The 11,605-nt window shown below is 67.9% G+C and carries 9 protein-coding genes and 1 pseudogene; 8 read left to right on the top strand and 2 right to left on the bottom strand.

Annotated features, from left to right (window positions below; all coding sequences use genetic code 11):
• Positions 1 to 4: 4 nt before the first annotated feature.
• Positions 5 to 1,219: a glycosyltransferase gene (locus tag ABB25_RS05870; protein WP_057664907.1), complete on the bottom strand. Its 1,215-nt coding sequence runs from the start codon at positions 1,217 to 1,219 to the stop codon at positions 5 to 7.
• 217 nt (positions 1,220 to 1,436) lie between these two features.
• Here ABB25_RS05870 and rpmB point away from each other — a divergent pair, with 217 nt between their 5' ends.
• From rpmB to ABB25_RS05835, 7 genes and pseudogenes are all read left to right on the top strand, one after another.
• On the top strand, positions 1,437 to 1,673 hold the full coding sequence (rpmB, locus tag ABB25_RS05865) for a 50S ribosomal protein L28 (RefSeq protein ID WP_057664905.1): 237 nt from the start codon (positions 1,437 to 1,439) through the stop codon (positions 1,671 to 1,673).
• Positions 1,674 to 1,683: 10 nt separating this feature from the next.
• The gene (rpmG, locus tag ABB25_RS05860) at positions 1,684 to 1,851 is read left to right on the top strand and encodes a 50S ribosomal protein L33 (RefSeq protein WP_172675037.1); all 168 of its coding nucleotides are present in this window, start codon (positions 1,684 to 1,686) and stop codon (positions 1,849 to 1,851) included.
• 106 nt (positions 1,852 to 1,957) lie between these two features.
• Positions 1,958 to 3,330: pseudogene (locus ABB25_RS05855) on the top strand (phospholipase D-like domain-containing protein).
• 60 nt (positions 3,331 to 3,390) lie between these two features.
• Positions 3,391 to 4,785, top strand: a complete 1,395-nt coding sequence (locus ABB25_RS05850) for an FAD/NAD(P)-binding protein (RefSeq protein ID WP_057664902.1) — start codon at positions 3,391 to 3,393, stop codon at positions 4,783 to 4,785.
• Between the two features lie 29 nt (positions 4,786 to 4,814).
• Positions 4,815 to 7,007 carry a DNA helicase II gene (gene uvrD / locus ABB25_RS05845; protein ID WP_057664900.1) on the top strand — a complete coding sequence of 731 codons (2,193 nt, stop codon included), beginning with the start codon at positions 4,815 to 4,817 and terminating at the stop codon, positions 7,005 to 7,007.
• 59 nt (positions 7,008 to 7,066) lie between these two features.
• Positions 7,067 to 7,636 (top strand): hypothetical protein, encoded by a 570-nt coding sequence (locus ABB25_RS05840; protein ID WP_057664898.1) that lies wholly within the window; start codon positions 7,067 to 7,069, stop codon positions 7,634 to 7,636.
• Between the two features lie 79 nt (positions 7,637 to 7,715).
• Positions 7,716 to 8,162: a universal stress protein gene (locus ABB25_RS05835; RefSeq protein WP_057664895.1), complete on the top strand. Its 447-nt coding sequence runs from the start codon at positions 7,716 to 7,718 to the stop codon at positions 8,160 to 8,162.
• A gap of 51 nt (positions 8,163 to 8,213) precedes the next feature.
• Here ABB25_RS05835 and ABB25_RS05830 read toward each other — a convergent pair whose 3' ends face one another.
• Entirely contained in the window at positions 8,214 to 8,516 is a 303-nt protein-coding gene (locus ABB25_RS05830) for a DUF2782 domain-containing protein (protein WP_057664894.1), read from the bottom strand.
• Between the two features lie 73 nt (positions 8,517 to 8,589).
• Here ABB25_RS05830 and polA point away from each other — a divergent pair, with 73 nt between their 5' ends.
• The gene (gene polA / locus ABB25_RS05825) at positions 8,590 to 11,379 is read left to right on the top strand and encodes a DNA polymerase I (RefSeq protein WP_057664893.1); all 2,790 of its coding nucleotides are present in this window, start codon (positions 8,590 to 8,592) and stop codon (positions 11,377 to 11,379) included.
• Positions 11,380 to 11,605: the final 226 nt, after the last annotated feature.

The following is an 11,605-nucleotide window of genomic DNA, read 5'->3' as shown; positions in this document are numbered from 1 at the left end:
CGGGTCAGCGCGCCAGCCAGCGCTCCAGCGTGGCCACGGCGGTGGCCACGCCGTCCTCGGCGGCCATCGCCTGTCCCAGTGCCTGGGCACGTGCGACGGTGGCCGCATCGGTGGCGATGGCGATCGCGCGCTGCAGGGTGGGGCGGTCGAAGTGTTTGAGTGACAGCGGCGGCCCGGCCACGCCGCGCTGGAACAGCCGCTGTGCCCAGAACGGCTGGTCGGCCACCCACGGCAGTACCAATTGCGGTACCCCGGCGCGGCTGGCCGAATGGGTGGTACCGCTGCCACCGTGGTGGATCAGCAGCGCGCAGTGCGGGAACAGCGCCTCATGCGCTACCGGTGGGCAGATCCGCACATGCGCTGGCGGCTGCCAGCCTGCGGGCAGGCCGGCCCAGCCCGGCGCCAGCAGCACCGGGCGCGGCCCCAGCGCATCGATCAGCCCGCCGAACACGCGCTGGCGGTCAAACCCGCGCATCGAACCGAAGCCGATGAACACCGGCGCCGGCCGTTGCGCCAGCCACTGCTGCAGGTCCGCCGGCAAGCTCTGCGCTGCCTCGGGCAGGCGCCATTGGCCACAGGCGCGATGGTTGGCCGGCCAGTCGGCTGGCGTGGGCAGCAGTGCAGGCGAAAAGCCGTACAGGAAGGCGGCATCGTGCAGCGGCTGCCGCAGCGGTGGCCGGCCCTGACGCCGGCGTGCGGCATTGAGCGGACCGCGGAACTGGCGCCAGATCTGCAGCATCGCCAGCCGGTGGCTGGGCCGGTTGATCCAGCGCGGCCAGGGCCCCGGTGGCAGGAACGTGCTGGGGAACGCCGCAGTCGGGGTGACCGGTACGGTGCCGGTGCCGATCAGCGGCAGCGCCTGCTGCTCGGCCACGGCCATGCCGATGAAGGCGGCCAGGCCGCCGGCCAGCACCGCCGTGCAGCCCTCGGCGGCGGCAGTGGCCTGTGCCAGCCAGTCCGCGCTGTGCCGCTGGGCCATGTCGGCCAGGCCGCGGCTGGCCGCACGCAGGCTGCTGCCTTGGCTGACCAGCGCAGCGACATCGTTGTCGATGTCCCCGGCCAGCGGCGCGTGCGGCACCGCCAGCGCCTGTGCCGTGGCCAGGCTGCGGCCCTCACCGAGCAGGGTCACCTGGTGGCCGGCATCGATCAGCCCGCGGGCCAGCATCACCTGCGGGCGGGTGTCGCCCTCGGTACCGTAGGTGAGCAGCAGCAGGCGCATCGATCCTTCCTCGGCTTGTGGACAACTTGCATGTGCCCGGGCGCGCGGGCATAATTGCCGGCTCGCTGTCTGCGGAAATCTCCGGGCAGCGGCCGGAAGCACGTCCTCCGGCCGTGCCGCAGCGTAAACCCGATTCCCGTGACGTGTGGTGGTTCATCCGCCGGGGCCGCCGTCTTCCTGGCTAAGGAGGACACAATCGACATTACCGAGGTGCGCAATGTCCCGAGTTTGCCAAGTTTCCGGCAAGAAGGTGCAGACGGGTAACAACGTCTCGCACGCCAACAACAAGACCCGTCGTCGCTTCCTGCCGAACCTGCATGAGCGCCGCTTCTGGGTTGCCAGCGAAAACCGCTGGGTGAAGCTTCGTGTTTCCGCGCATGCACTGCGCACCATCGACAAGAACGGCATTGATTCCGTTCTGGCTGAGCTGCGTGCCCGCGGCGAAAAGGTCTGAGGAGTAAATAATCATGGCAGGTAAGCGCGATAAGGTCCGTATGATTTCCTCGGCCGGCACTGGCCACTTCTACACCACGGACAAGAACAAGAAGAACACTCCGGGGAAGATGGAATTCCTGAAGTACGATCCGGTTGTTCGCAAGCACGTGATGTACAAGGAAGGCAAGATCAAGTAATCCTCCGGGATCGCTTGCAGCTTCCAGCAAAACCCGCCGCAAGGCGGGTTTTGTGTTTCCGGGTCCGGCAGCGGCAGAATCGGCCATCTTCCCGGCGGGTGCTGCGATGCTGTCCGAGGGCTTTCAGGGTTCGTGGCTGTTGCTGGCGCTGGACTGGCTGATCCGGCTGGTGGCGCTGTGCTGGATCCCGGTGCGCACCAGCCCGGGCGCGGCGCGCAGCTGGCTGTTGCTGGTCGGCTTCGTGCCGTTGCTGGGCTTGCCGCTGTACCTGTTGCTCGGCCATCCGTGGCTGTCGGCGCGCCGAGTGCGGCGGCAGGCGCAGGTCTCGCGCCGTATCCGGCGCCAGCAGGCGTTGCAGCATGCCCTGCGCTGGCGGCCGGAGGAGGGCACCGCCGCCGCCGAGATCGCCGCGCTGGTCGAGCGCCAGGGCGACTTCATGCCCACCCACGGCAATGCAGTGCAGCTGCTGGACGACTATGACGGCGCGTTGCGCCGGCTGCTGGACGACATCGACGGTGCCAGCCAGCGGGTGCACCTGCTGTACTACCTGATGTTCGACGATGCGGTCGGCGAGGCCGTGGTGGCCGCGCTGGAACGGGCCAGTGCGCGCGGCGTGCGCTGCCGGCTGCTGCTGGATGCGGTCGGCGCCAAGCGTGGGCTGCGGTGTTACCGGCGGCGGCTGCAGGCGGCCGGGGTGGAGGTGCAGGCGATGCTGCCCGGCGGCCTGCGCTGGCGCCGCAGCGGGCGCATGGACCTGCGCAACCACCGCAAGATGGCGATGATCGACGGCTGCATCGGCCACGTCGGTTCGCAGAACCTGGCCGATGCGCGCTTCATCGCCGGTTTTCCCAACCGGGAGCTGGTCGCGCGGGTGCACGGGCCGGTGGTGGCGCACCTGGAGGCGGTGTTCGCCAGCGATTGGTACGTCGAGACCGGGCAGGCGCTGGAAGTGCTGGACACGCCGCCGGCCGTGGCCGACGTCGCCACCCAGCTGCTGCCAAGCGGACCGGCCTACCCGTTTGCCAACGCCCGTGATGCGGTCAACGCGCTGATCCACCTCGCCCGGCGCGAACTGGTGCTGGTGACCCCGTACTTCGTTCCCGACGAGGCAACCCTGGCCGCGCTGCGCATCGCCGCGCTGTCCGGGGTGGATGTGCAGCTGATCCTGTCGGCCAGCAACAACCAGCGCCTGACCTGGTGGGCGCAGCAGGCCTACTACATTTCCTGCATGCCAAGCACCTGCGCGTGGATGGCCAGATCGCGGTGGTCGGCTCGATCAACCTGGATATCCGCTCGTTCGCGCTCAACGCCGAGATCGGCCTGCTGGTCTACGACACCGGGCTGCTGCAGCGCCTGCGCACGATCGAGGCCGACTATCTCGCCCATGCCGACCCGCTGACCCTGCAGCAGTGGCGGCAGCGTCCGGCGTGGTGGCGCAGCCGCGAGGGCATCGCGCGGCTGGCCGATGCGCTGATGTAGGCGGCGGTTGCTTCCGGTGCGCCGTCGGGAGTGGTGGAGCGCTGCCGGTACAATCGGCGCATGACTGAAAGCAACCATGCACCCACCGTCGACCTGGCCATCATCGGGGGCGGCGCCGCCGGCGTGCTCACCGCCATCCACGCGCTGTGCCAGGCCCGCCCCGGGCTGCAGCTGGCACTGATCGAGCCGGACCTGCCGCTGGCCCGTGGTGTGGCCTATGCCACCGGCCACGAGGGCCACCTGCTCAACGTGCCGGCCGGCAAGATGAGCGGCTTTGCCGACGTGCCGGACGACTTCCTCGATTACCTGTGCCAGCTGCAGGCCTACCCGGAGCTGGACCGCGACGCCCTGGCGCGCCACTACGTCAGCCGCCGCCACTACGCGGCCTACCTGCAGCTGCGCTTGCGCCAGGCGCAGCAGGGCAGCGCGGCGCAGCTGCAGCTGGTCAACGACAGCGTGAGCGCGCTGCAGCCCGAAGGCGACGGCCTGCGCCTGGTCCTCGGCGATGGCAGCGCACTGCGTGCCGGTGCGGTGAGCGTGGCGGTGGGCAATACGTTGCGGCCACTGCCGGCGCGCGGTGCGCAGCTGCTGTCCCGCGCACAGCGCGTGGAGGCTTGGGACTACCCGGCGGTACAGGCCATCGACCCCGGCGTGGACGTGTGCATCGTCGGCTCCGGCCTGAGCATGGCTGACAGCGTCGTCTCGCTGCTGGCCAACGGCCATCGCGGCGTGATGCACGTGATCTCGCGCCATGCCCTGCTGCCGCTGCCACATGCCGAGGGCGGCGCAGCCGACTTCGACCCGCAGCCGTTGCTGGCGATGAACCTGCGTCAGCGCCTGCGTGGCCTGCGCCAGCACGCGCGCCAGGCGCAGGCGCAGGGGCTGCCCTGGCAGGCGGTCATGGACCGCATCCGGCCGCTGGGGCAGGCGCTGTGGCAGTCACTGTCGGCCGCGGACCAGCGCCGCTTCCTGCGCCATGTGGTGCGCTACTGGGACGTGCACCGGCACCGCATTGCTCCGTCGGTACATGCCCAGCTGCAGGCCTTGCGCGAGCGCGGCCAGCTCCAGCTGCACCGTGGCCGCATCGATGCGGTGTCCGCAGATGGCGACCACGTCCGGCTCACGGGCGATGGCCGGCGCGGGTCGCGGCTGCACCTGCAGGTGCAGTGCGTGGTCAATGCCACGGGCGTGGAAACGCGCGGCCAGGCCATGCGCAACCCGTTGCTGCAGCAGTTGCTGGCCAGTGGCCTGGCGCGCCCGGGGCCACACGGTATCGGCCTGGATACCGCTCCCGACGGGCAGCTGCTGGACGCTGATGGCACGCCGCATCCGCGCATCCAGGTGATCGGCAGCCTGCGCATCGGCTCGCTGTGGGAGAGCCTGGCGATCCCGGAGCTGCGCGTGCAGGCCGCACAGGCCGCACAGTGGATGCTCGCTCAGGCCGGATTGCCGTGACCCGGACGGCTTTCCCGTAAAATGCGCCAATGGATGTTTCCCACCTGCTCGACGGGCTCAACGCAGCCCAGCGCGAGGCCGTTTCCGCGCCTCCCGGTCACCACCTGATTCTTGCCGGCGCCGGTTCCGGCAAGACCCGGGTGCTGACCCACCGCATCGCCTGGCTGCATGAAGTCATGGGCGTGCCGACCCATGGCATCTTCGCGGTGACCTTCACCAACAAGGCCGCCGGCGAAATGCGCCACCGCATCGATGCGCAGTTGCCGGCCGGCAGCCGCGGGATGTGGATCGGCACCTTCCATGGCCTGGCCCACCGCCTGCTGCGGCTGCATTTTGCCGAGGCGCGGTTGCCGGAAAGCTTCCAGGTGCTCGACAGCGATGATCAGCTGCGGCTGGTCAAGCGCGTGGTCCAGGCGCTGGAAATCGACGATGCCAAGTACCCGCCCAAGCAGATTGCCTGGTGGATCAACGAGCAGAAGGACGAGGGCCGGCGTGCACAGCACATCCAGGCCGCCGCGCATGATCCGTGGACGGAAACCATGCGCCAGGCCTATGCGGCCTACCAGGAGCGCTGTGACCGTGCCGGCCTGGTCGATTTTGCCGAGCTGCTGCTGCGCGCGCACGAGCTGCTGCGTGACAACCCGGCGCTGCTGGCCCATTACCGTGCCCGTTTCGGCCACCTGCTGGTGGACGAGTTCCAGGACACCAACGCCATCCAGTACGCCTTCGTCCGCGTGCTGGCCGGCGAGACTGGCCAGGTGTTCGTGGTCGGTGACGATGACCAAGCCATCTATGGCTGGCGCGGGGCCAAGGTCGAGAACGTACAGCGCTTCCTGAAGGACTTCCCGGGCGCGCAGACCATCCGCCTGGAGCAGAACTACCGCTCCACCGGCAACATCCTGGCCGCAGCCAATGCGGTGATCGAACACAACCCGGACCGCATCGGCAAGCAGCTGTGGACCGAGGCCGGGGAGGGCGACCCGATCGACCTGTATGCGGCCTACAACGAGATGGACGAGGCCCGTTACGCGGTGGAGCGGGCGCGGCAGTGGGTACGCGATGGCGGCAGCTATGCCGATGTGGCGGTGCTGTACCGCTCCAACGTGCAGTCGCGGGCGATCGAAGAAGCCCTGCTGGCCGAGCAGGTGCCTTACCGCGTGTATGGCGGCATGCGCTTTTTCGAGCGCGCTGAAATCAAGGACGCGCTGGCCTACCTGCGCCTGATGACCAACCGCGACGATGACGCCGCCTTCGAGCGCGCGGTCAATACCCCGACCCGCGGTATCGGCGAGCGCACCCTGGACGAGGTGCGCAGGCTGGCGCGCGAGCTGCGCCTCTCGTTGTGGCAGGCCACCGAGCTGGCTGCCCAGGGCACCAGCCTGGCCGCACGGGCGCGCAATGCGCTGGCCGGTTTCCGGCAGCTGATCACCGCGTTGGCGGCCGAAAGCGCGGGCATGACCCTGGCCGAGCGCATCGACCACGTGCTGGCACGTTCGGCGCTGCACGAGCACTGGGCCAAGGAAGGGCGCAACGGGCTGGATTCGGAATCGCGCACCGAAAACCTCAACGAACTGGTGTCGGTGGCCAGCCGCTTTGCCCGCCGCGAGGATGACCTGGACGAGGTCGGCGAGCACATGAGCGAGCTGGTCGCCTTCCTGTCCTATGCCTCGCTGGAGGCCGGCGAAGGCCAGGCCCAGGCCGACGAGGATGGCGTGCAGCTGATGACCCTGCATGCGGCCAAGGGGCTGGAATTCCCGCTGGTGCTGCTGGTGGGCATGGAGGACGGCCTGTTCCCGTCGGCGCGCTCGATTGATGAGTCAGGCCGGTTGGAGGAGGAGCGTCGTCTGGCCTATGTCGGCATCACCCGCGCCCGCCAGAAGCTGGTGCTGTCCTATGCCGAATCCCGGCGTATCCACGGCCAGGAGAACTACAACGTGCCCTCGCGCTTCCTGCGCGAGATCCCCAGGACCCTGCTGCATGAGGTGCGGCCGAAGGTGCAGGTCAGCCGTCCGTCCTCGCTGGGTGCGCCGCGCCATGCCGGCCACGCCCCGCTGGAAGCCCCGGCCGTGGCCCTGGGTGCGAGCGTGAGCCATCCGAAATTTGGCGAAGGCATGGTCACCGACTTTGAAGGCAGCGGCAATCACGCGCGCATCCAGGTCGAGTTCATCGAGGCCGGCAGCAAGTGGCTGGTGCTGGCCTACGCCAACCTCACCGTCCTGTAGTCTTCTCCATCCGTTGCAGCGGTTGCTGCGCCGTCCCTGTTTCCACGGAGCAGTTCCCGATGTCCACCGAGCCGGCCGCCCAGGCCCCCGTTTTTACCTTCACTGCGCGGCTGAATGCGCGTCTGCAGCCCGAGCACGCCCAGGAGCTGTTCGTCGAGCCCCTGAGTGCCTGGTTGCAGGATGCCGGCCAGGGCGATGCCGCCCTCGGCCAGGTCGGGCACAGCCCGGACGGTGAGGTGCTCTACGTGGACCTGCGCATCGCCCTGCAGGACGAAAGTGAAGTGGCCACAGTGATCGTCGCGCTGGAAGAACTGGGTGCACCGCTGGCCTCCACCCTGCTGTTACCCGAAGGCGAGCATGATTTTGGCCGGATGCAGGGCCTTGGCCTGTACCTGGATGGCCAGAACCTGCCCGAACAGGTCTATGAAACCTGTGATCCGCACGAGGTATTCGAACAGGTCAGCCGCTGCATCGATGGACTGGGTGATGTCTGCAGTTTCTGGCAGGGTGAAAGCGAAACCGCGTTGTATCTGTACGGCCAGGATGCCGCTGCGATGGAGCAGGCCATGGCCGGTTTCCTGGCCAGTTATCCGTTGTGCCAGGGCGCCCGCCTGGAGCGGATTGCCTGAGGTTTGATCACACGCAAGGCGGCAAAGTCATTTACAGGGTGTAATTTAGTCATCTCACGCTTCGGACAAGGACAAGACAATGTATAAGCGCATTTTGATTGCCGTAGATGGTTCACCGCTCTCCAACCGTGGCCTGGAAAAGGGGCTGGAACTGGCCGCCGGGCTGGGTGCCGAGGTCGATATCCTCAACGTCTGCGAGCCGTGGGCGGTAGGGATGTACGACGCGATGGGCTGGAGCGCCGGTTACGAAAACACCCCGCAGTACCTGGAAGACCGGCGCAAGCAGGCGATGGAAATCCTCGAGCCGGCCGCCGCTGCCGCTGCCGCTGCCGGGGTCAAGGCCAACGTGATGCATGTGGTGGACCGCTATGCGGCCGACGGCATCATCGACACCATCGCCAGCCAGAACAGTGACCTGGTGGTGCTGGCCTCGCATGGCCGCCGTGGCATCCGTCGCGCGCTGCTCGGCAGCCAGACCGCCGAAGTGCTGGCCCGCGCCACCGTACCGGTGCTGGTCATCCGCTGAGCCCACCGCCAGCCTGCCAGCTGACGGCCGCCCGAAGGCGGCCGTCTTGCGTCACCAGCTGTAGAGCTTCCAGTAGACCACCGGCACCTGGTCCCTGGGGTTGTCCATGCGCCCGTCACCATCACGGTCATACAGGTAGTAGGGCGCGCCTCGGGCGGGTTTGACCCGGACCATGCGCAGTTGGCCGGCGACCCGGTATTCCTCCAGCAGGTCACCGTTTTCCATGGTGCGGCTGGATACCCTGGCCCCGCTGACATCCACCGGGTAGGCATCGGACGAACCGCCGCCGCTGCTGCAGCCGGCCAGCAGGAACGTGGTTGAAAACAACAGGGTGGCAAGCTGTCGGGCAGTCATCGTGATTCCTCGCGCCGGGTAGTGGCCTGATCATAGCGGCCGGCAGGACAAGGCTGCGCGTAGAATCAGCCCCATGAGCAGACTTGTCCTGATTGATGGCTCCAGCTATCTGTACCGCGCCTTCCATGCGCTTCCTCCACTGACCAATGCCCAGGGCGAGCCGACCGGCGCGCTGTTTGGCGTGGTCAACATGCTGCGCGCCACCTTGAAGGAACAGCCGGCCTACGTTGCCTTCGTGGTCGATGCACCGGGCAGGACCTTCCGCGACGACCTGTACGACCAGTACAAGGCCAACCGCCCGCCGATGCCCGATGAGCTGCGCGCCCAGATCGAGCCGATGATGGCCATTGTCCAGGCGCTGGGTTTCCCGATCCTGCGCGTGCCCGGGGTCGAGGCCGACGACGTGATCGGCACCCTGGCCGTCCAGGGGGCACAGGCAGGCCTGCAGGTGACCATTTCCACCAGTGACAAGGACTTTGCCCAGCTGGTGCGTCCGGGCGTGGAGCTGGTCAACACCATGACCGGTTCGCGTACCGATTCGGACGCGGCGGTGATCGAGAAGTTCGGCGTGCGTGCCGAGCAGATCGTCGATTACCTGGCGTTGATGGGCGATGCGGTGGACAACGTGCCCGGGGTGACCAAGTGCGGGCCCAAGACCGCGGCCAAGTGGCTGGCCGAGTACGGAACGCTGGATGGGGTGATCGCGGCGGCACCGACGATCAAGGGCAAGATCGGCGAAAACCTGCGCGAGGCGTTGGACCGGCTGCCGCTGAACCGGCAGCTGGTCACGATCAAGACCGATGTCGCGCTGGAGCAGGCACCGACCGAGCTGGTCCTGCGCGAGCGCGATGCTCCGGCGTTGATCCAGCTGTACGGCCGTTATGGCTTCAACCGTGCGCTGGAAGAGCTGGGTGGCGCCGCCGCGGCCGACGAGGTGGTCTCCACCGACCTGAGCGCGACCCCGGCCGGGCATGCCAAGGCCAGCCGTGCGCCGGCTGCTGGGGTGGCCGATACCGCCCTGGCTGCCCCGGGCCAGTACGAACTGGTCACCACCTCCGGGCAGCTGCAGGCCTGGGTGCAGGCCCTGGCCGTTGCCGATGAATTCGCCTTTGATACCGAAACCGACGCGCTCGATGCCCTGCGCGCCAACCTGGTCGGCATCAGCCTGTGCGCGCAGCCGGGCGTGGCCTGCTATATCCCGGTGGGCCATGTGCTTGGCGATGCCGGCGGCCTGCTCGGGCCACAACTGTGTGAGGGCCAGTTGCCGCTGGCCACGGTCATCGAGGCGCTGCGCCCGCTGCTGGAAGACCCGGCCAAGGCCAAGATCGGCCAGAACGGCAAGTACGACCTGCATGTGCTGCGCCGCCATGGCATCGCTGTGGCCGGCTACCGCGATGACACCCTGCTGCAGAGCTTCGTACTCAATGCCACCGCCACCCGCCACGACATGGACTCGCTGGCCCGGCATTACCTGGGCTATGCGACGGTCAAGTACGAGGACGTTGCCGGCAAGGGCGCCAAGCAGGTGAGCTTTGCCCAGGTGGCGCTGGCCGATGCGCTGCGCTATGCCGCCGAGGATGCCGACATCACCCTGCGCCTGCACCGCGTGCTGCGCCCGCAGCTGGCGGCGGTACCGGAGCTGGAGCGCGTCTACACCCAGATCGAGATGCCGCTGGTGCCGGTGCTGGCGCGGATCGAGGCCAACGGCGTGGCCATCGATGTGGACGAGCTCAGGCGCCAGAGTGCGGACCTGTCCGCGCGCATGCTGGCCGCCCAGCAGCAGGCCACCGAGCTGGCCGGGCATGCGTTCAACCTGGATTCGCCCAAGCAGCTGCAGGCGGTGCTGTTCGACGAGCTTGGCCTGCCGGCACTGGTGAAGACCCCGAAGGGGGCGCCGTCGACCAACGAGGAGGCGCTGGAAGCCATTGCCGACCAGCACGAGCTGCCGCGGGTGATCCTGGAATACCGCGGCCTGGCCAAGCTGCGCAGCACCTACACCGACAAGCTGCCGGAGATGGTCAATCCGGACACCGGCCGGGTACACACCAATTACCACCAGGTTGGCGCCGCCACCGGACGGATGTCCTCCTCCGACCCGAACCTGCAGAACATCCCGGTGCGCACCAGCGATGGCCGGCGCATCCGCGAGGCCTTCATCGCCGCCCCGGGTCACAAGATCGTCGCCTTCGACTATTCCCAGGTCGAGCTGCGGATCATGGCCCACCTCTCGGCCGATCCGGCGCTGATTGCCGCCTTCCAGGCCGGCGCGGACATCCACCGCGCCACCGCCGCCGAGGTGTTCGGGGTGGCGCTGGAGCAGGTCAGTGCCGACCAGCGCCGTGCGGCCAAGGCGATCAACTTCGGCCTGATCTACGGCATGGGCGCGTTCGGCCTGGCGCGCAGCCTGGGGGTGAGCCGGCCCGAGGCGCAGGACTACATCACCCTGTACTTCGCCCGTTACCCGGGCGTGCATGCGTTCATGGAGCGGATGCGCGCGCAGGCCCGCGAGCAGGGCTATGTGGAAACCCTGTTCGGCCGCCGTCTGTACCTGGCCGACATCCATGCGCGCAATGCCAACCTGCGTGCCGGCGCTGAGCGCGCGGCAATCAACGCGCCGATGCAGGGCACTGCCGCCGACATCATCAAGCGTGCGATGACCAGCGTCGATGCTTGGCTGGCCAGCCAGGACGGCCAGGCCCGGATGATCATGCAGGTGCATGACGAACTGGTATTTGAGTGCAACGAAGGCTTTGTGCCGGCCTTGCGCGAGGCGGTCACCGGCCTGATGGCCGGTGCGGCGCACCTGAGCGTGCCGCTGCTGGTGGACTGCGGGGTCGGTGACAACTGGGAGCAGGCTCACTGAACAGGGACGCCGCCATCACCTGGCTGCGGGTGTAATGGTCGTCTTTCCCTAAATCGCTGAATAAGTGCTTAATTCAAACCCGGCTGGGCATTTCCCTTCACGGAATATCAAGGCACGCAGTGGTGTTATAGATCCCGACAGATGCAACGTCTGTCGCGGATCTCTCCCATCCCCTGGAGCAGATCTGGGAACGGGACCCCTCCCCAGGTTTCCGTTCCCCTGGCCC

The organism is Stenotrophomonas koreensis (assembly GCF_001431525.1).
Taxonomy (GTDB): Bacteria; Pseudomonadota; Gammaproteobacteria; order Xanthomonadales; family Xanthomonadaceae; genus Stenotrophomonas; species Stenotrophomonas koreensis.
The sequence above is the reverse complement of the archived record's forward strand: the minus strand, read 5'-3'. Positions and strand labels throughout refer to the sequence as shown.